The sequence below is a fragment of the Photobacterium damselae genome (assembly GCF_003026815.1).
In the GTDB taxonomy this organism is placed as follows: Bacteria; Pseudomonadota; Gammaproteobacteria; order Enterobacterales; family Vibrionaceae; genus Photobacterium; species Photobacterium damselae.
The window spans coordinates 1-19,533 of sequence record NZ_PYOG01000018.1 but is presented as its reverse complement, the minus strand read 5'-3'; the positions used below and the strand labels follow the sequence as shown (position 1 = coordinate 19,533).

The following is a 19,533-nucleotide window of genomic DNA, read 5'->3' as shown; positions in this document are numbered from 1 at the left end:
AAGACAGTATTGTGATATTTAAATGAGTTAACGAGAACTTGAGTTACAAATATCGAGGAAAAAATAGAAGCTGAAATTTTGAGTTATAAGAAGTAACAACAAAGTACTTGAACGATATAAATATTTAATTAAGATTTTTCGCCACTCGCCACTCGCCACTCGCCACTCGCCACTCGCCACTCGCCACTCGCCACTCGCCACTCGCCACTCGCCACTCGCCACTCGCCACTCGCCACTCGCCACTCGCCACTCGCCACTCGCCACTCGCCATTCGCCATTCGCCACTCGCCACTCGCCACTCGCCATTCGCTTCTCTGATTCTATCCCATAAAAAAAGCAGCCAGACTATTAGCCTGACTGCTTCTATCAATTATTCTTTTAGTACCTAGTACCTAGTACCTAGTACCTAGTACCTAAGAACAAACTGTTATTACTCAGCAGCTTGCTCTACTTGAGTTACAGTTTCAACGTCGATTGATGGAGAGATGATCTCTACACGACGGTTTTGAGCGCGACCTTCTGCAGTATCGTTAGATGCTACAGGGTTAGATTCGCCACGGCCTTCAGCGATGATGCGAGAACCGTCAACGTTCATTACGCTACGTAGAGCTTCAGCTACTGCGTCAGCACGCTTAACAGATAGCTTCTGGTTGTAAGCTTCAGAACCACGGCTGTCAGTGTAACCAACAACGTAGATTTGAGCTGCATCTTGTGCTTGTAGACGTTGCTCGAAAGGAGCTAGTTTAGCACGGTCGCCAGCAGATAGTTCAGTGCTGTCGAATGCGAAAGGAACAGCCAGTTTTAGCTCTTCTAGAGTTTCAACAGATACTTGATCAACGTATACAGGTTCTGCAACTACTGGTGCTGGAGCGCCCCAGTGGTAAGCTAGAGAAACACCAGCGAAGTGGATATCTGCACCAGCTACGTCGTTGTAGTATTGGTATTCAACAGCAGTTGATAGGTTGTTAGTTAGGTAGTACTCAGCACCAACGCCTGCAGTACCAGCCCAACCGTGCTCTTTAGCGTCCGCTAGGTTCTTAGTGTGAACGTCGTAGTAGTAAGCACCTAGCTTACCGAATACGTCGATCTTGTCGTTGATAGCGTAAGAGTATTTACCTACGATGTCAGCGCCTTGAGTACGGAACTTAGCATCAGTACCTTTGATTGTAGTTGAACCTAGGTGAGTGTAACCAGCTTCTACTGCGAACCAAGGTGCGATTTGGTAACCAAGGAAGGCACCGCCAGCTAGGTTTGCATCATCAACGTTTGGACCTTTGTGGTCGGTATCGTAGATAGCGTTACCGATGCGAGCACCAGCGTAGAATGGGTTATCAGTTGCTGCGTTTGCTGCTGCTGAAACTAGCAGAGCAAGAGGAAGAATCATTAAGCTCTTTTTCATTGTAATTTGTCCATATTCCTAAGTGTGTAATAGAACTGTTATTATATTGTGCTTATAACTTTCAACAGCTCGCACAATTGTGTCAATGATACATGATTATGAGTAATTGACGCAATTATATTGTGTTTTTTTACCGAAAACTTTCAATAAACCGATAGTTTAGCATATATCTACTCGGAAAAATCTGAATAGATATACTGTATGCTTATTTGGTATGTTATTGGTAATAAAATAACAAAGTGTTTAGTATACGATAGAGTCGCAATCGATAATCGAGACTTATATATAACGTTATATATCTAGGCTCTCCCCGAGTACAATCAGCGACTCTTTCAGTAATGCTATGGCATAAATACAGCACAAATTATGATTAATTTAATGGTGCTCGTTCATACCATGGTGAGCGTGCATCGGTTAAACCATAAAGTGAGTATTTACGATTTAGCATTTGACCACCATCACGAGTTAGAGGCATCCAAGAAATACTTGCACGCTCTGTGCTTGGTCGAACTGTCATTAAATCAAACGGAATCGAAATATAGAAACCTTTGGTATAACTGCCTTCACCATACTCTTCGGTTGACATATCTGTAATGGTTGCAAATGCACCGGCGATAATACCGCTATCAAATTGCTTCGAGAAATCAATGGTCACACCGACATCTTCCGCCAGATAACGACCTGCACTGACTTTAAATAGAGTGTTTTCTAGCCATTGCCACTGAGGCTGGTAATAAGCAGTGATATTACCGACAGCAGTACCTGTCTGAACTCGGTAATTGCGGCCTAAGTGTTCATCGTACTGAACTTCTTTGGTATAGAAACCAAATTGTGAATTAGGATCGCGCTGTTTTACGTAGTTAAGATCAGCACCAAATGCCCAGTTGGAATTCATAGGGCGATATAACACCTCACCACCAACACCGCCATACATCATTTCTAGATAACCACCATAAGCTTGGGCGTACCAGTTATTGGCAAATTTATCCATCCAAGTCAGCTGCAAGTTATTTGCATACACGGGATTATCGTTAACATACTGACGAATTAAAGTTCGAACACGAATGTTATCGGTACCATCTGGTGGCGTTTCATATTTAAACTTGTCATAAGTATCGTAAATATTAACGTAAACCGAGCCACCTAATTGAAGGTTGTCATTAAACCAGTAGTTAGCAGAGGCATTAACCCCGATATTAAATAGATAGAAGCCTTCTGAGGCGCCAAAAGATTGTTGTAAAACTGGCGATAAACCAAAATCCCAGTTCTCTTGGCTATCTGCAACAGACTTACCAACCACTTTTCCTGGTGTAGCCACTTGAGTAATATTGGCAATGTCTTTATGAATATCTAAATTGTTAGCAACGGTCACGACATCATCGTGCTCATAGATATTTTCAATCACTGGCTGACGATTTTTGGTCTCAATAATTCGATATTCATCCACAGTAGGGGCAGAATTTGCTAGCAAGGTTGTGATACGTTGATGTGCTTCATCACGGTTGCGGTATTTTTTCTGCTCCGCAACAACGGTAATAACCGAATCAGACTGATAAATTGCAGGATCTTGATAACCTGATACCGATTCGATCTGTTGAGCTAATGTATTCCACTCTTCTTTGGTTAATTGCTTTGGATTTTGACTTGTATTGGCTTTGGGTTCCGGTTCGTCTAACCAGCTATCTTTAAGATCATTAAAGTTGGTATTTAAGCTCAAGCCCAGTGTTAGCGTATTACCGCGTTCATAACTTAGCTTTGCATCAGCCCAATCGGTTAACTGATAATGTGCGCCAAAGTTCCACGGTGTTGCTTGTGTCATAGACTTGCCACCGCGAGTAACTGGGAAATCTTGGCTATAGTCGTTGCCATCGTATTCCAGTTTTAGGCGCAGTGGTGCTAATGGGGTTTGGTATTCCACACCGCCATAAATAGAGGCTGGGCCTTTAAACCAACGACCTGTATCAAAACTGCCACCATTACCTTTATAGTCAGAAAGGCGCTGACAGAACGAATCACTGACCTTACAAAATGGGTTGGTGATATTGCCACGCTGACCTATGTAGCTCCAACCCATACCTAATGTGAAATCTAATGGACCAAATTGTTTGTTAGCCGCAATAAACTCACCATCAAATAGACCAGTACCACCAAAATCGCGAACACCAACTGAGACTTCAGGCAACCAATAACTTTCATTTAATAGACGAAGCTTAAAGTCGATCCCTTTATCGGTATATTTGGTGTTACCACTAAACCCTTCATCGCCGCTGTAGAGCATATCTTGTACTTGGGTATAGCGAATGGTGGTTTCAAGCCAAGGAAATAGCTGAAGTGATACCCAGTAGTGATGGTAATCGTCGTTATAGGTAGTACCAAAGGTAAACTCACCTTCAGGATTCATACGCGAAGTAGGCATCTGTAATAGACCTACACCACCGAAGTCACTTTGTGAGTGTTTCAGTTCTGGATAACTAAAATTATCAGCTTGGGCGGTAAAGCTAGATAGCAATGCCACTGTAATGGTGGATAAAGCAAAAGCCGGACGCATCATAGAGCCAGCAGTTAAGCGGGAAGAGAGTGTCATTACAGCGTCCTATTTTGTAGCAATTGAATTACAAATTGGTTGAGATCTCGGTGAAGGTCAAAGGCTTGCTCATAGTGAACATAGAGAGTTGCACCTGGGGCGATATCTTTATGGTTTTGGTTCCAATATGCGATGGAGTGGGTCTCTATTTGACCATCTGGCTGAATAACCGAAATTTGGCTACGATTGTGTTCATCAATCACATTAACCTGAGTCAGCAGTTCAGCCGCTGAGATTCGCGGTTGCCACATCACTTCTGTTGGAGTGGCAACGGCTCCTAAAACCAATACCTTATTCGGTGTTGTTGGCAGTACAAGCTGGTAAGATCCTTGTAACTGTGGATTATTGGCAATGTTTAAACGAACAAAGTCATAATCAAGGTTCTGCCATAAACGGCGATGTACCACATTTTGATTTAGCCAAGCACTTAAATGTTTTGCACTTTGACGTAATGCATAAGGGTTGTCTTGATCAAGCGCCAGAGTGTTGAGCAGCGACAAAGTATAAGTTTTATTTTTTGGTGAACGCAATTCAACCAAATCACTACCTAACCAGTAAGGCATCTGATTGGGATGCTGAATGGTAAATTGCTGCCAACCATCATGAATAACGTGATCTAATCTTACTGGTGAAGAATAGTTCAAAGTGATGGGGGTATTACTGTTACTGGTGAGCAGTTCAACTGCAAGGGCCGCTTGCTGTGATGGATTATCGGTAGGGCTAGTCTCTGTCTTTGCCAATACATTGTTTGATGTAATTAGCGCAACAAGAACGGCTATTTTGCATAACGAAGATAGAGGGTTTTTGGTGATATTCATTATTGACTCTCTTAAGTTACGCAAAAGGTTTTAAAATGGTCATGGTGATAAGAGGCATGCTAGGAGCTGGATATTGCTGACTTTTGATGACCTTGCCATTAATCGGGTCTAACCAAAAAGTATTTTGATAACTGCGATCTAGCTCTTTGACTTTAACCGTTTCTGAAAACTGTAATGCTTTCACTTGTTGGCCATTAATATCAACTAACTGTATGCCATCATTATGAAAAGTCGAAGATAGGTGATAACCCATATGATAGCCTGGTTGCCAACTAATCGTTCGTTGCCAAGTGAGTGGCGTCGTGGATTTTTGTAAGCCTAATAGCAGGGGATCGGTTTGTTTACTGTCGCTAGAGAGTAGATTGCCATCTTGTAAATTTAGCGTTTTTACAATGCGGCCATTTTCTGTCACCAACATACCGTTGTCGCTCGACATCCATTTTAATTGTAAAGGATTAGCAATATTCGTTGTTAGTTGGCGTGAAGCGGGAAGATATTTGGTTTCTGCTAATGCAAGAACCATAAAAATTTGGCTATGATCACCAATGCGAACATAGGTGCTGGCATAAGGTAATTGTTTAATTTCTTGGGCTGTTTTTACCACATCTGGGGTGCCAAACATTGCCAGCTTTACAGTATCGTTGGCATCATTTGCGCGTTGACTACATCCACTTAATAGCAGTAGTGCAACAGGCAGAACCAATTTGTTAACGTTCATAAGCATCCAAATTGCCAGAAAAATTAATCGATAAAACAAAATAACCGCACTTCTTAGCGAGAGTGCGGTTAAAGATTCTATTATTGCCTGAGTAAAAAACAATAATAGTTATGCAAATACCACAATAATTACTTGTTAGCAGTTACTGTTGTGTTTGAAATAGTGTCATTTGAATCAGAAGAAGCGGCTGCGATTGCGGCTACTGCTGTTGCTGCACCGACTACAACTGCAGTTGTTGCACCAGCGGCTGCAGTTGTTGCACCTGCTGTACCTGCTGCTGTACCTGCAGTTTCAGTTGCAGCGAATGCAGATGAAGCAAATAGTGCAGCAATAGCAACGATAGCTGTTTTTTTCATGATATATCCTTTACTAAATAGGAAAAAGAGAGCAGAAAATCAACTCTCTTAGTGAGTTACACATATTTGTACTATACGAAATATTGTTCGAATCAGGATATGAAATTCTATGCTGTGATAAATATAAAAACTGATATTGTGATCTTGATCTCAAAAACTGATGTAAGGGCTGCTATGCATAATCCGTTTTTATTCATACAACGAAGTGTTTTTATAAAAACAATAAGTTGTCGATCATTTATATCTAAATATATATGAATAGTTGAGCGTAGAATTTTATTTATTTTTATTTAGGAATTAAGTAGAATGCCTGCAAAATTTTTACAGTGATTGTGATCCAGCTAACCTATTGGAATGGTTAACCATACAAATGGACATGATGACTGAGCGACAATTTATGGCAAAGGAACTGTCCACATCAATACGGATGTTTCGCCTGCCAACATTTCTAGCATTGGGGGCGCTATCTAACCTCTGGGCGGTAGCGTATCTAAATTCCAAATGCACCTAGTTGCGTGTCTCTTCGTTTTTCACGCTTTCATCTATCTACTCATCTCGAATCGACAACATGGAATTTTCAAAAAAACTACTCATTACTGCATTGGCCTCGACCATGCTGGTAGGTTGTACTATGCCTGGCTCAAATTTGAGTGTAGATGGCAAAAAAGTGATTAATACTTCAGCCACTCAGCAAACGGACATTTCTGACTTAGTGAATGTTTATCCTCTGTATGCGGATAATGTGGCAAAATTTCGTCAGAAAAAAGTGAATGCTCAAAATAATCCTGCGTTAGATGCTAAAATTGCAGGTTATGAATATCGTATTGGTCCTGGTGATATCTTAAATATTACTATTTGGGATCATCCTGAACTGACCATTCCTGCTGGCTCTTACCGTAGTGCTTCTGAAGCGGGTAATTGGGTTCAGGCTGATGGTACTATCTTTTACCCATACATTGGCTCGGTAAAAGTAGTAGGCAAAACCGTTATGGAAGTGCGCAGTGAAATTGCTCGCCGTTTAGCTGCTTACATTGAAAGCCCTCAAGTTGATGTTAACGTTGCTGCGTTCCGCTCTCAAAAAGCTTACGTTACTGGTGAAGTTAAAAATCCAGGCCAACAACCTATCTCTAATATTCCTCTAACTCTATTAGATGCGGTCAATAAAGCTGGCGGCTTAGCTGAAGATGCAGATTGGCGTCATGTCACTATTACCCGCGATGGTAAAGACCAAACCGTTTCTCTGTACGCATTAATGCAACGTGGTGATTTAACTCAAAACCGCTTAATGCAAGATGGCGATATCATTCATGTTCCTCGCAATGATGCACAAAAAGTGTTTGTGATGGGTGAAGTGAACAAGCCGCAGTTGTTGAAAATTGATCGTGCTGGTATGAGCCTAACCGAAGCATTGAGCTCAGTTGGTGGCATTAATGAACTTGAAGCTGATGCAACTGGGGTATTTGTTATTCGTGCTAATCGCGATAGCAAAGGCAATATGAATCAAGATGAGTCAATTGCTAACATTTACCAACTTAATATTAAAGATGCCGCAGCATTAGTGATTGGTACTGAGTTCGAATTAGAACCCTACGATGTGGTGTATGTGACTGCCGCGCCAATTGCTAAATGGAACCGTGTTGTACGTCAGTTGATGCCAACTATTTCTGGCTTTAATGAGTTGACGGAAGGTGTGAACCGCTTTACGGATTTAAGGGCGTTGTAAGTTTTCGAATTGCGAGATAGCGAGTTTCTCGTATCGAGTAACAAGCGATTAAAAATAAGTCGTTGCAATAAAATGCTCGATATTGAAAATTTCGCTACTCGCTACTCGCTACTCGCTACTCGCTACTCGCTACTCGCTACTCGCTACTCGCTACTTTAGTATCAATTTCACTACCTAAATGTATTCTTATGTTTAATAACATCCTCGTTGTCTGTGTCGGCAACATTTGTCGTTCGCCAACTGGTGAACGCATCTTACAAAGTAAAATACCGAACAAAACCGTACGCTCTGCTGGTGTCGGCACGGCTAAAAGTGGTCTTTCTGGTAAACCTGCTGACAAAATGGCGGCTGCGGTAGCCGAAGAACATGGCTACTCATTAGAAGGCCATCAAGCTCAGCAGTTAACTAGCGAACTTGCACGCGATTATGATCTTATTTTAGTGATGGAGAAGGGTCATATAGAAGCGGTAACCAATATTGCTCCAGAAGCTCGTGGTAAAACCATGCTATTTGGTCAATGGATTGGTCAGCAGGACATTCCCGATCCTTACCGTTTAAGTAAAGAAGCTTTTGATCATGCATATACCTTGATTGATCAAGCGGCGGAAGCTTGGGCGAAGAAGTTATAAGCTGAAATATTTATTAGATATTGCCATTAGAATGACAGAGCCTTTGTGTTTGTCATCCCCTACAGAGAGTGAAACGAACGAGATAGGGGATCTTCTAAAACGTGTTGTAGCGTATTTTGAATATATAGAGTTGCAGTACGTTGTTATGAGATTCCGGATAGTTCGTGCCTCACTTCCGGAATGACAGAGCCCTTGAATCTGTCATCCCCTACAGAGAGTGAAACGAACGAGATAGGTGATCTTCTAAAGCGTGTTGTAGCGTATTTTGAATAGATAGAGTTGCAGTACGTTGTTATGAGGTTCCGGATAGTTCGCTACTCGCTTCTGGAATGACAATATGTTTTATACCAAATTTAATTACTTTTTGGACCCTTATGAGCGCTACAAATAATCCCACGAGCCAAGCCTCAGATGAAATCGATCTGGGGAAACTGTTTGGTATTTTGGTTGATAACCGCTGGAATATCATTTTAATTACCTTCATTTTTGCGGTTATTGGTATTGCTTATGCGATGCTAGCGACACCAATCTATAAAACCGATGCCTTAATTCAAGTTGAATCCAAAAGCTCGGGCATGTCTGCCATGCTAGGTGGCGAAATGTCAGAGATGTTTTCTTCTGACTCTACCGCGACCACAGAAATTGAGATTATCAAATCTCGCATGGTATTAGGTAAAACCGTTGATAAATTAAATTTAACTACGGTAGTTACACCAGATTACATGCCTGTGATTGGTGCAGGTCTTGCGCGTTTACAAGGCGAATCAATTGCAGCTCATATCTCTCGCTTTATCGTACCAGATTATGTTGAGCCAAAATCGTTTACTCTTACTGTTGATGATGCCAAACAAGGTACTTACACCTTAACTGATAGCGAAGGTAAAGAAGTACTAAAGGGCAAAGTGGGTGAGTTAGCTGAACAAGGTGATTACCGTTTGTTTGTGACTGACTTAAATGCACAAAATGGTGATAGCTTTACAGTAAGCAAAATTAGTCGTTTGGATGCAATTCAGAATCTACAGCGTAATCTTGCAGTTTCTGAACGTGGTAAGCAAACGGGTATTCTTCAGCTATCTCTAACCGGCCCTAATAAAGCAGATATTACGGCTATCTTAAATGATATTAGCCAAAACTATTTTCTTCAGAACGTAGAGCGCAACTCTGCTGAAGCAGAAAACAGTTTAGCGTTCTTAAAACAGCATCTGCCAGATATCAAATCTCAATTAATGGCAGCAGAAGATAAGTTAAACCGTTACCGCCAAGCCAATGAGTCGGTGGACTTAAACTTAGAAGCCAAAGCGGCACTAGATACTATGGTAGGGGTAGAGGCTCAACTTAACGAACTGACGTTTAAAGAAAGTGATATTTCACAACGCTTTACTAAAGAGCACCCAGCTTATATTTCACTGCTTGATAAACGTAAAACATTATTGGCAGAGAAAGCGCGTTTAAGTAAGCGTGTTGAGAAGTTACCGAAGACGCAACGTGAAATTCTGCGTTTAATGCGTGATGTGGAAGTGAACCAGCAAATTTATGTGCAACTACTTAACAAAGTACAAGAACTGAGTATTGTTAAAGCTAGTACTGTTGGTAACGTTCGTATTCTAGATAAAGCACAAGCAGCGAGCATTGCGGTTAAGCCTAAGAAATCGCTTATCGTCGTATTAGCGACATTACTAGGCGGTATGTTAGCGGTTGGTATTGCGCTTTTACGTGCTGCATTCCACAAAGGGGTTGAAAACCCTGATGAGATTGAAGCGATTGGTCTTCCTGTTTACGCTTCAATTCCTATGTCTGATTGGCAGTCAGAATTAGAGAAAAAACAGAAGAGCAAAAAGCAACTGACAGTTCAAGATACCTTATTGGCAGTATCAAACCCTGCCGATCTTTCTGTTGAAGCGTTGCGTAGTCTTCGTACCAGTTTGCACTTTGCTATGATGGAAGCGAAGAACAATATTCTGATGATTTCTGGTCCAAGTCCAGGCATTGGTAAGTCCTTTGTCTCTGCTAATATGGCGGCAGTAATCGCGAAAGCGGGTCAACGTGTACTGGTTATCGATGCAGATATGCGTAAAGGTCGAATGGAACGCCAAATGTCGGTATCTCATAAGCCGGGCCTATCCGATTTCCTTTGCGGTCAGAAAAGCATTAATGAAATCATCAAACAACCGGGTGTTGAAAACCTAGACTATATCGGCCGTGGTGATGTGCCGCCAAACCCATCAGAGCTTCTTATGCACCCTCGCATGAAAGAGTTATTAGATTGGGCATCGGCTAATTACGATATGGTTGTGGTTGATACTCCACCAATTCTTGCTGTAACCGATGCGGCAATTGTTGGTGCTCATGCGGGTACAACACTGCTTGTTGGACGCTTTGGTCAGAACGCAATTAAAGAGATTGAAGTGACTAAACAACGCTTTGAACAAAATGGTATTGAGATTAAAGGCTTTATTCTTAATGCGGTCGTTCGTAAAGCAAGTAGTCACTATGGACAATACGGTTATGGTTATTATAACTATGCGTATGAGAGTGATAAGAAGTAAGTTGTAGTTAGCGAGTTTCGTGATTACGAGTGCCGAGATGTATATTTCAGGTACTCATAATTGATTATATTGCTACTTATAGAGTTTAACTTTGTAAGTAGCATTTTTGTATCTAAACAACGAATCAAGCTTAAAATTAAAAAATAGGTTATATCAATAGTTATTTAGTTATCTTGAATCTCTTCTTTTAAATTATTTAATCCTACTCGAAACTCGAAACTCGAAACTCGAAATCTCATGTATATGTTGGCTACTATATGAATAATGCTTATTTATTTGTGTTTATAATGTCTTTCGCCACATTATTTATTATGCGTAAAGTGGCGAAAAAAATTGGTTTAGTGGATAAGCCGAATGCTCGCAAGCTACATCAAGGCGTTATCCCTCTAGTAGGGGGCATATCAGTTTATTTATCCTTATTGGTAGGCTTTACTCTTTTCCTCCCAATGGTACCTAGCTTACAGTTATACCTTTCTTGTGCTGCCATTTTAATTGTTTTAGGTGCCTTAGACGATTATTTTGATATCAGTTTCAAAATTCGTTTAGTGGTTCAAGCAGGTATCTCACTTGCTATGATCTTAATTGGTCAGCACAGTTTACATAACTTTGGTTATTTGATGGGCAGTGAGACCATTGCTCTGGGTGAGATCGCTGGCAGCATTATTACTATTATTGCCGTTATCGGTGCAATCAATGCTTTTAATATGGTTGATGGTATTGATGGGTTACTTGGTGGTTTAGCTTCAGTAACTTTTACTGCTCTTGGTACTGTATTCTACATTAGCGGCAACAGCTATTTAGCGACCGTTTGCTTGTTAATCGTTACTGCTTTGATTCCTTATATTATGCTTAACTTAGGTTTCCCTCTGGGCCGCCGTTTTAAAGTATTTATGGGTGATGCAGGCAGTATGTTTATCGGTTTTTCTGTAGTATGGATGCTGATCCGTGGTACTCAAGAACCTGAAGTAATAGCGTTTAAACCAGTTACAGCGCTATGGTTGATTGCGATTCCACTAATGGATATGGCAACCATTATGATTCGTCGTATCCGTAAAGGCCATTCACCATTTAAACCCGATCGTGAACATTTACATCATATTTGTCAGCGTATTGGTTTATCACCACTAATGACCTTATTCGTTATTTGCTTTATGGCAAGTATTTGCGCCGGCATAGGAATTTGGGCTGATTTAAGTGGTGTGCCAGAGTCGACTATGTTTATTGCCTTCTTAATTTTGTTTGCTGTTTATATTATGGCAATTAGCTATATTTGGCGCATTACAACTTGGGTTAATAAGTTGTTTGGTCGTCAAATAGCAACTCAAGAAGCACATCAATAATACAATTAATTTACATACTTCCCCATTATATCGAGGATTGAAATTAAAGGATTGTTCTTCGTAAAAATTTTCGTTAGTAGTGGTGCTGGTTTTATTGGTACGGCTGTTGTTCGTCATATTATAATAATTAATGTAGACAAATTAACTTATGCCGTCAATTTAGAATCATAATTCTTTCTGATAAATATTTAAATGGCTTAACTTTAAATATTTTTTCAAAATCAAATTGTGAATAAAGTAATGGGTAATTTTCGTAATAGTGTCTTATTTAGTATAATATTTACATTAATAACTGGGATATTAGCATTTTTTATAAATAAAGTATTTAGTGATTCTTTAGGACAGGAAAATCTTGGTATTCTTAGGCTGTTTACTCAGCTACTTGCATATCTGAATCTGGCTGAGTTGGGGGTTGGTGCTGCAGCAAGTGCTACATTATATAGATATTTAAACGAAAACAATATAATTAAAATAAATGGTGTATTACTTACAGTTAGATATTTTTATCGACGAATAGGTTTTGGCATTTTAATATTGGGTTTATTATTCAACTTTTTACTACCATATATAATTAATGATATTTCAATTGAGATATTTGTTGTCTGGTCTCTATATGTTGTAGGGATATCTATTACCTACTTCTATTCTGATTATCCAATAATACTTACATCTGATCAGCGATATCAAACAGTTCTTATTATTAGAAATTTAATTAAAACTACTGTTCAAATACTTCAAATATATACATTGATTGTATTCGAATCCTTTTATTTATTTGTTGCTATTTTTGTTTTATTTAATTTGTTGGAATGGATTACATTTAAAGTGATTTACAATAATATATATGGAGATAAGTATGAAAAGGGAGGGGAGAAAGATTATTCTGTTATAGAAAAAACAAAGTATTTATTTATACATAATTTAGCTGGCGTACTTATTTTTAATACTGACTTTATAATAATTACAAAATTCATAGGATTGAAAATTGTTGCTATATACTCTAGTTATTTAATGATAACTAAATTTATAGAACTCATATTTAATAGTATAGTGAATGTAATAAGACCCAAAATTGGCAAGATTGTTGCATCGTGTGATGAGAATAAAATTTTATTTTATTTTAATGGTCTTCTAGTTGTAAATATATATATAGCAGCAATAATTGCATTTGTTACATATTATACTATTGGTTTCATTGTTCAATTGTGGATGGGGAATGAATATATATTACAATCATCAACTTTATTATTAATGTCTGTAAATTTATTTATAAATATATTTAGACGCACAATTGATATATTTAAGGAGGTAAGTGGATATTACAATGACATACATTTACCAGTTATGGAAGGTTTTATTAATCTAATACTTTCGCTATTACTTGTTAAACACTATGGTATTAATGGAGTTATTTTTTCAACTGTTTTTACCAATATCATATTTATTATAATAATGAAACCATGGGTTTTTTATAGTAAAGTTTTAAAAGTTAAATTTAATTTATATTTAAAAAGTATATTGAAATATTTAATTGTGCTATCTTTCATATTGTTTGTTATTAATTTCAGTTTTTTGAGTGATTTTAGCTTGAATTATATTTCATTATTTTCAAATTCAATACTGATGATGTTACTTATCACGGTTGTTTTTCTATCGGTTAGAGATTTTAGGGTGTTAATAAAAGATCTTTTTAAAAAATTATAGGGTAGTGTAGATGAAATTACAATCAATAAAAGTTAAGGCATATAAGCTTTTTATTAGTTTTCCATTTTTAGTAGGGATTAAAAATATAGTAAAAAATACAATTAATTCTATATCTAATTCTGATAAAAAAAATATAGAAATATTAGAGGTGGCAAGAAAAGAAATTAATTCTAAGAAGTGTTCTTTAAAGTATCCTCCTCTTTTAATTATGACAACATTTAATGATCACGACATTATAGAATCAATAATTCTTAAAAATATGGAAGCTGGTTTAGAACAGATAATAATAGACAATTGGTCAAGTGATGGTACCTGGACAATTATTGAAGAACTTCGCAAAAAGTATCCTAAAAAAATCACAGCGTTCCATTATCCTTTTGAAGGTCCAACATCTAATTTTATGTGGAGAGCTATGTTAGATTTAAAAACGAATATTGCATTACATCATAAAGGAAGATGGATAATTCATCAGGATAGTGATGAATATACTATCCCCCCAATTAAAGGTATTCAATTGGGAGATTTTTTATCTTTTGTTGAACAAGAAGGGTTTAATTGCGTTTCATTGAGAATGTTAGACTTTGTACCACTAAATGATGATTTTACTATTGGAAATCCTATTAGTCATTTTAAAAACTATAGAATTTCAGATATTCCGTCATATATAATTCAAAATAAGATTTGGTTGCAAGGTGATGATAAAGTTGATCTAGTATCTAGTGGTGGGCATAATGTATTTTTCAAGGGTAGAAAAATTTTTCCTCTACGCTTACCTAGATTTCATTATAGTATTCGTTCAATAGAACATGCTAAAAGTAAATATTCACCAAAAAGAGCAGAAAGAGTAAAGGAAGAACAGGAAGTATTGGGTTGGCATGGTCATACAGATTTTAAAATAAAGGAAAAAGTGATTTATAAGGAAGATGAAACAATAAGATATCATTTTGATGATTTGTATACAAAAAAAATTAAGCTATTTAAGTTTTAGTTATGATGGTGGTTTGTTTTGATTCGTAAAATTAAAGAAATTTTTTTTAAAATTAGATATTTTATTTTTAGTAGGACAATTAGAAGTCACGAATATAATAAATTATTATTTGAGATAGAGGGTATCAGTGGTGATTTGGAACGATTATCATTTGATAATAAGATATCTAATAAATTAGATTATTTACAGTCATCAAAAGAATTATATCCATCGGTTTCTGCAATATATAGAGTTAAAAATTGTCAGGAGTATATTGAATCATCAATTTTATCTATAGTCCCGTTAGCTAGTGAAATTATTATAATAGATAACGATTCAAATGATTCTACTTTATCTATTTGTAAAAGATTGAAAGAAGAATTAAAAAATATAGTTGAAATTAAGATATATAGTTATAAACAAAAAGTTGAGATTGCTGGAAACGGGTATATTAATAGAATAGAAAAAAATCCAGCAGGCTCATTATCGAAATTTTATGAATATTCATTTTCTAAAGGGAGCTGTGATTATTTAATGAAGTGTGATGCTCATTGTATTTTTACTTTGAGTGGTATTGAAGAAATTCGAACAATGCTAAATCGTGGAATAGATGTGATTAGTTTTACTGGTACTGAGATATATGGAAAAACATTTTCATACGAACCTTCAATTTTTAGTAGAGAAAAAAGCGGATATAAATTTGTTGATTGTGAGCAGTGGGAGAAATTATCATTTGAAAGTAAAAATAGAAAACTAATAAAAAAACCTATATTCATTCATTTGAAAAGATTATGTTTATCTAAATATATTGGTTGTAATTCAAGTGAAAGTAATATTATAAAGAAATATGCTTAATTATGATTTATTATTCTTTGGCTGTTTTTTGGGCTTATATTATATTACTCGCTATACGTTTGCCTGTAAGTATTAGAGCTTTGTTAATGATTCCATTAGTTGTTTTTTCTACATATAGAGGTGAATCAGGTCCTGATACCGAGAATTATATATATAGATTTCATAATTTATCTGATTACTTTAATAGTTTTAATATTAGTTCTGAACCACTTATATCTTGTCTAATGTATATAGCTAAATTATTTGATGAGAATAATGTAATCATTTTTAATTTATTATATTCTATTTTACTTTGTACATTATTTATATTTATCACAAAAAGGTATTCTATAAGTAGACCTTTTTTATTAACTTTTGGCGTTTTTTTGTTAATTGATGGATTAACAAATACACTAAGAGCATCAATGTGTTATTTTTTATTTGTGACTTCTGTATGTTACGAAAATAATTCTTATAAGTTGAGGTTGCTTGCATTTTTAAGTCACGTTTCGACGATCATTTTAATTTTTTTTCATGTGTTTTTTAAAAAAGTAAAAATTGAATTAAATATAAATGGTGTTATAAAATTATCAATTTATATTGTATTATTTGGGATAGGTATATTCTTTTGGGAATATATAATTAATATTTTCCCAAGGATTGCTGATAAAGTAGAGGCATATAAAACACTTTATACGAGATCTTTATTTAGCGGTCTATCAGATATTTTTGTTATTGGCAGTTTATTATTAGTTGGCAGTGTTTTTAATAGGACAACTCATAAAGAAATATTACGAGATATAGTAGTGATAATAATATTACTATATATTTTATTTTCCTTTGCATCACTTTCGATAGGTATGCTTCGAGTTCTTAAAATTATAGCTATATGTTTATCTCTATCGCCTATGATTGTCTTATCAAAACGTAGAATTCCATCTTATATATTTGTGATAATTGGTGGATTATATATTCTTAATTATTTAAGAATTATTTATACTAGTTCTGGGTATTTACCATATGGAATGTAATCAAAAATTAAAAGAAATCTCTATTTTAATAGTAATTTATAACAAAAAATTAGAGGAAAGTTCTTCTTTCCAATCGATTATAAACAGTCTTTCTTTAGTAGATAAAGGTTTAAATGTAGTAATTTGGAATAATGGCCCTGTTTCTATTCTGGATGAAGCTGAAAGATATAAAGAGATTTTTTTTGAAGAAACATTATATAATGAGGGGTTGGCTATTTTGTATAATAAGTTTATCGATAAATACCCAGCTGAAAAGTTTCTCATATTAGATGATGATTCAACTTTTAAAGTGGATTTTATAACAAAACTTTTATTATCTAAGAACGAGATATCACTTCCTCTTATTATTGCTGGTGAATGTATAAGATATCCAAGATATAAAGGAAAGATTGTAAATAATAATAGTGTTTTAAATGAAACTAAAAGTTTAATATCAATTGGTTCTGGTTTGTGTATATCAGATAAAGTCGTCGAATTAATGATTAAAAAATACGGTTCAGTATTTGATGAAAATTTTTATTTATATGGAGTTGATAGTACATTTTTTTATCGATTGAATGATATAGATATTAAATCGATTAATATATCTGGTGAGATATATCATTCTTTGTCAAAGTATGAACCAGAATCAGATAAAAGAAAAAAATTTAGATTTATTGAGCGTGGTTATGACTTGTCATTACAATTGAAGTATTATCCGTCAATTAAAATTATTAAATCAGTATTTAAACATACGTTATCCCTATTATTTAACTATGAGTTAAGATTGATTTTAGATTTCTTAAAATGTTATTTAAATGGATATCATCCAAGGAAAAAAATATCATGAATTCAATTGTATTTGTCTGTAATTACTTTCCACCTGAAGAACACGTAGGGGTTCGACGTGTGTCATTTTGGGTTAATTATTTTTCTGGCTTAGGATATAAGGTTACTGTTGTAACAACTAGCAAAAAACAATCAGAGAAGTTATACCATTTTATTGATAAAAGAGTTAATGTTTATGAGTATGGATATTTTAAAATAAATAAAGTTCCATTTGTTGAAGTAGATAGAGATAACAATAACTTAGTCGTTCAGGAAACTAATTTTGTATCAAAGTTAAAAAAAATTAAGCGTAAATATATTAATCCTATTTTTGGTCAAGTTTTAGATTTCCGTATCATTCCTATTATTTTTCAAATGGTAAAAATTAAATTTGGAGGTGATAAAGAAATTATTAATGAAATTTTTAGAAATTCAGTTGTAATTAGCACTTCTCCTCCATGGGTAAGTCATATATTTGCTATTTTTCTTTCAAAAAGAAGCCAATCTAAATTGATTATTGATTATAGGGACCCATTTTCAAATAATTATATGTTTTCATCAAAGTTTTGTTGGTTAGAGACTTTTATTGATAAGTATATTTGTCGTTCTGCTGATGTGGTAACTACGGTGTCTGAATCTTGGTTAAATTATTATAAGGAATTTAATGATAATACGATTCTAATAAGAAACGGATTTGATTTAAATATGTTTGAAAAAGATGTTCCTATAACTATTAAATCGGATCGTATTATTAATTTGAGTTATTTTGGTAGTATTGAACATCCATTAAGGATACCAAGAACATTAATGGATTTTTTAGAAAAGACAAAGAAAAATATAAAAATAAATTTTTATGGAAGCTGTAGTTTAATTGAAGATATTGTTAATAGGTCTAGCTCTTTATCTGATAAAGTTATACTTCATGGGCCTAAGTCTTATGATGAATGTATTAGGATAATGAAAAGTTCAGAAATTAATTTTGTTTCTGAAAGTGTTGTATTTAATACTTGGTCAAGCCGAGGATTAATTCCAACTAAAATATATGAGTATATTGCTTCTGGTCGACCTATTATTGCTGAGCTAGATCCATATTCAGATGCTGCAAAAATTTTAAGACAAAGTGGATTATTATTAGCTCCTATTTTAGTTGATCCTGATTATGAAAAGATTTTCGACGATTTGGATTTAAATAACTTTAAAATTAAAAAAGATAACAATTTTATCTATAGCTTGAGTAGGCAGAGCTCAACAAATATTTTGGAAAAAATAATTAATGAATAGTCAACTTTTTAGGTATAAAGGTTATGGTTTAATAGATATTATAAGAATAATTATATCTATAATCTATACAAAAATTTTCTTTAAAAAAGCTAGACTTCTTAGACTCCCAATAAGAATTCGTCTTTGTGGTGAAATTATAGGTTGTGAAAATTTAACTACAGGTATTGGGAATAGAATTGATGTGTTCAGTTCTGGAGTTTTGAATATTGGATATGGTGTACAGATGAATGATTTTTGTCATATAGCCTGTTCTAAAAACATAACAATTGGAAATAACTGTTTAATCGCATCAAAGGTTTATATAACAGATCATGATCATGATTTTAATTGTGATGAATTATATCCTATAAACTGGGATCTTTCTGAAAAGATTGTTTTAATTGGTGACCGTTGTTGGATTGGTGAGAATGTATCTATTCTCAAAGGTGTCAAACTTGGTGATGATTGTGTAGTTGGAGCTAATAGTGTTGTAACTAAAAGTTTTCCATCAGGTGTGGTTATTGCCGGTGCACCGGCAAAAATAATTAAAGTTAGGAATCGGTAAATGAGAGTTTTATATCAATTGTTTTGTATGATTATATAAAATTAATTAGTACTCTTAGAGTGGAAAATTATTAATTTAAAAGATGTGGTTATTATAAAAATATTATTATTGAAAGTTTATTATATAGTAACCTCGGGAAAATATATTTTTACTTGAAGAAAAGTTAGTTTCTAATTTTATTGGGTTTATTCAATTATTTTAATTTTCTAAAAACAAAATCAGATAAGAGCAATATTTTTGATTCAATATATA

17 protein-coding genes and 1 pseudogene are annotated in these 19,533 nt (G+C 35.2%); 12 read left to right on the top strand and 6 right to left on the bottom strand.

Features of this window, described 5'->3' with window-relative positions:
* Nucleotides 1–124: 124 nt before the first annotated feature.
* The 6 genes from CTN07_RS22805 to yjbE form a co-directional block, all read right to left on the bottom strand.
* Nucleotides 125–292 (bottom strand): hypothetical protein, encoded by a 168-nt coding sequence (locus tag CTN07_RS22805; RefSeq protein WP_157132357.1) that lies wholly within the window; start codon nt 290–292, stop codon nt 125–127.
* A 138-nt stretch (nt 293–430) separates the two neighbouring features.
* Entirely contained in the window at nt 431–1,399 is a 969-nt protein-coding gene (locus CTN07_RS14840; protein WP_036763404.1) for an OmpA family protein, read from the bottom strand.
* 370 nt (nt 1,400–1,769) lie between these two features.
* Entirely contained in the window at nt 1,770–3,983 is a 2,214-nt protein-coding gene (locus CTN07_RS14835) for a YjbH domain-containing protein (RefSeq protein ID WP_005298173.1), read from the bottom strand.
* Nucleotides 3,983–4,801: a capsule biosynthesis GfcC family protein gene (locus CTN07_RS14830; protein WP_005298175.1), complete on the bottom strand. Its 819-nt coding sequence runs from the start codon at nt 4,799–4,801 to the stop codon at nt 3,983–3,985. Before CTN07_RS14830 ends, CTN07_RS14835 begins: the two co-directional genes overlap by 1 nt.
* A 16-nt stretch (nt 4,802–4,817) precedes the next feature.
* A complete protein-coding gene (locus CTN07_RS14825; RefSeq protein ID WP_005298177.1) occupies nt 4,818–5,519 on the bottom strand; it encodes a YjbF family lipoprotein in 702 nt (233 codons plus the stop codon).
* A 128-nt stretch (nt 5,520–5,647) separates the two neighbouring features.
* On the bottom strand, nt 5,648–5,875 hold the full coding sequence (yjbE, locus tag CTN07_RS14820; RefSeq protein ID WP_005298179.1) for an exopolysaccharide production protein YjbE: 228 nt from the start codon (nt 5,873–5,875) through the stop codon (nt 5,648–5,650).
* Between the two features lie 568 nt (nt 5,876–6,443).
* On the opposite strand from yjbE, the gene CTN07_RS14815 reads away from it, so the two are divergent.
* From CTN07_RS14815 to CTN07_RS23260, 12 genes and pseudogenes are all read left to right on the top strand, one after another.
* Nucleotides 6,444–7,598 (top strand): polysaccharide export protein, encoded by a 1,155-nt coding sequence (locus CTN07_RS14815; protein WP_036763407.1) that lies wholly within the window; start codon nt 6,444–6,446, stop codon nt 7,596–7,598.
* A 188-nt stretch (nt 7,599–7,786) separates the two neighbouring features.
* Nucleotides 7,787–8,227: an arsenate reductase/protein-tyrosine-phosphatase family protein gene (locus tag CTN07_RS14810; protein ID WP_036763409.1), complete on the top strand. Its 441-nt coding sequence runs from the start codon at nt 7,787–7,789 to the stop codon at nt 8,225–8,227.
* Between the two features lie 374 nt (nt 8,228–8,601).
* Nucleotides 8,602–10,773: a polysaccharide biosynthesis tyrosine autokinase gene (locus tag CTN07_RS14805; protein WP_036763415.1), complete on the top strand. Its 2,172-nt coding sequence runs from the start codon at nt 8,602–8,604 to the stop codon at nt 10,771–10,773.
* Nucleotides 10,774–11,030: 257 nt separating this feature from the next.
* On the top strand, nt 11,031–12,113 hold the full coding sequence (gene wecA / locus CTN07_RS14800; protein ID WP_005298187.1) for a UDP-N-acetylglucosamine--undecaprenyl-phosphate N-acetylglucosaminephosphotransferase: 1,083 nt from the start codon (nt 11,031–11,033) through the stop codon (nt 12,111–12,113).
* Nucleotides 12,114–12,164: 51 nt separating this feature from the next.
* A pseudogene (locus CTN07_RS23090) lies at nt 12,165–12,281 on the top strand (dTDP-glucose 4,6-dehydratase); the annotation flags it as partial.
* A gap of 72 nt (nt 12,282–12,353) precedes the next feature.
* Nucleotides 12,354–13,817 carry a lipopolysaccharide biosynthesis protein gene (locus CTN07_RS14790; RefSeq protein WP_005298189.1) on the top strand — a complete coding sequence of 488 codons (1,464 nt, stop codon included), beginning with the start codon at nt 12,354–12,356 and terminating at the stop codon, nt 13,815–13,817.
* Nucleotides 13,818–13,827: 10 nt separating this feature from the next.
* Nucleotides 13,828–14,805 carry a glycosyltransferase family 2 protein gene (locus CTN07_RS14785; protein ID WP_005298191.1) on the top strand — a complete coding sequence of 326 codons (978 nt, stop codon included), beginning with the start codon at nt 13,828–13,830 and terminating at the stop codon, nt 14,803–14,805.
* Nucleotides 14,806–14,823: 18 nt separating this feature from the next.
* A complete protein-coding gene (locus tag CTN07_RS14780; protein ID WP_005298193.1) occupies nt 14,824–15,639 on the top strand; it encodes a glycosyltransferase in 816 nt (271 codons plus the stop codon).
* Between the two features lie 2 nt (nt 15,640–15,641).
* On the top strand, nt 15,642–16,649 hold the full coding sequence (locus tag CTN07_RS14775) for an EpsG family protein (RefSeq protein WP_005298195.1): 1,008 nt from the start codon (nt 15,642–15,644) through the stop codon (nt 16,647–16,649).
* Complete coding sequence (locus CTN07_RS14770; RefSeq protein WP_005298197.1) at nt 16,639–17,478, top strand: glycosyltransferase family protein; 840 nt, start codon at nt 16,639–16,641, stop codon at nt 17,476–17,478. Before CTN07_RS14775 ends, CTN07_RS14770 begins: the two co-directional genes overlap by 11 nt.
* On the top strand, nt 17,475–18,737 hold the full coding sequence (locus CTN07_RS14765; RefSeq protein ID WP_036763416.1) for a glycosyltransferase family protein: 1,263 nt from the start codon (nt 17,475–17,477) through the stop codon (nt 18,735–18,737). The genes CTN07_RS14770 and CTN07_RS14765 overlap by 4 nt, the downstream gene beginning before the upstream one ends.
* The gene (locus CTN07_RS23260) at nt 18,730–19,281 is read left to right on the top strand and encodes a DapH/DapD/GlmU-related protein (RefSeq protein ID WP_036763418.1); all 552 of its coding nucleotides are present in this window, start codon (nt 18,730–18,732) and stop codon (nt 19,279–19,281) included. The genes CTN07_RS14765 and CTN07_RS23260 overlap by 8 nt, the downstream gene beginning before the upstream one ends.
* Nucleotides 19,282–19,533 lie beyond the last annotated feature (252 nt).

Bases quoted from the DNA above. Each gene is read 5' to 3' on its own strand.
- CTN07_RS14805 (WP_036763415.1), top strand. From the start codon at position 8,602: ATGAGCGCTACAAATAATCCCACGAGCCAAGCCTCAGATGAAATCGAT.
- wecA (WP_005298187.1), top strand. From the start codon at position 11,031: ATGAATAATGCTTATTTATTTGTGTTTATAATGTCTTTCGCCACATTA.
- CTN07_RS14785 (WP_005298191.1), top strand. From the start codon at position 13,828: ATGAAATTACAATCAATAAAAGTTAAGGCATATAAGCTTTTTATTAGT.
- CTN07_RS14770 (WP_005298197.1), top strand. From the start codon at position 16,639: ATGGAATGTAATCAAAAATTAAAAGAAATCTCTATTTTAATAGTAATT.
- CTN07_RS14815 (WP_036763407.1), top strand. From the start codon at position 6,444: ATGGAATTTTCAAAAAAACTACTCATTACTGCATTGGCCTCGACCATG.
- CTN07_RS14840 (WP_036763404.1), bottom strand. From the start codon at position 1,399: ATGAAAAAGAGCTTAATGATTCTTCCTCTTGCTCTGCTAGTTTCAGCA.
- CTN07_RS14810 (WP_036763409.1), top strand. From the start codon at position 7,787: ATGTTTAATAACATCCTCGTTGTCTGTGTCGGCAACATTTGTCGTTCG.
- yjbE (WP_005298179.1), bottom strand. From the start codon at position 5,875: ATGAAAAAAACAGCTATCGTTGCTATTGCTGCACTATTTGCTTCATCT.
- CTN07_RS14765 (WP_036763416.1), top strand. From the start codon at position 17,475: ATGAATTCAATTGTATTTGTCTGTAATTACTTTCCACCTGAAGAACAC.
- CTN07_RS23260 (WP_036763418.1), top strand. From the start codon at position 18,730: ATGAATAGTCAACTTTTTAGGTATAAAGGTTATGGTTTAATAGATATT.
- CTN07_RS14830 (WP_005298175.1), bottom strand. From the start codon at position 4,801: ATGAATATCACCAAAAACCCTCTATCTTCGTTATGCAAAATAGCCGTT.
- CTN07_RS14790 (WP_005298189.1), top strand. From the start codon at position 12,354: ATGGGTAATTTTCGTAATAGTGTCTTATTTAGTATAATATTTACATTA.
- CTN07_RS14825 (WP_005298177.1), bottom strand. From the start codon at position 5,519: ATGAACGTTAACAAATTGGTTCTGCCTGTTGCACTACTGCTATTAAGT.
- CTN07_RS14835 (WP_005298173.1), bottom strand. From the start codon at position 3,983: ATGACACTCTCTTCCCGCTTAACTGCTGGCTCTATGATGCGTCCGGCT.
- CTN07_RS14775 (WP_005298195.1), top strand. From the start codon at position 15,642: ATGATTTATTATTCTTTGGCTGTTTTTTGGGCTTATATTATATTACTC.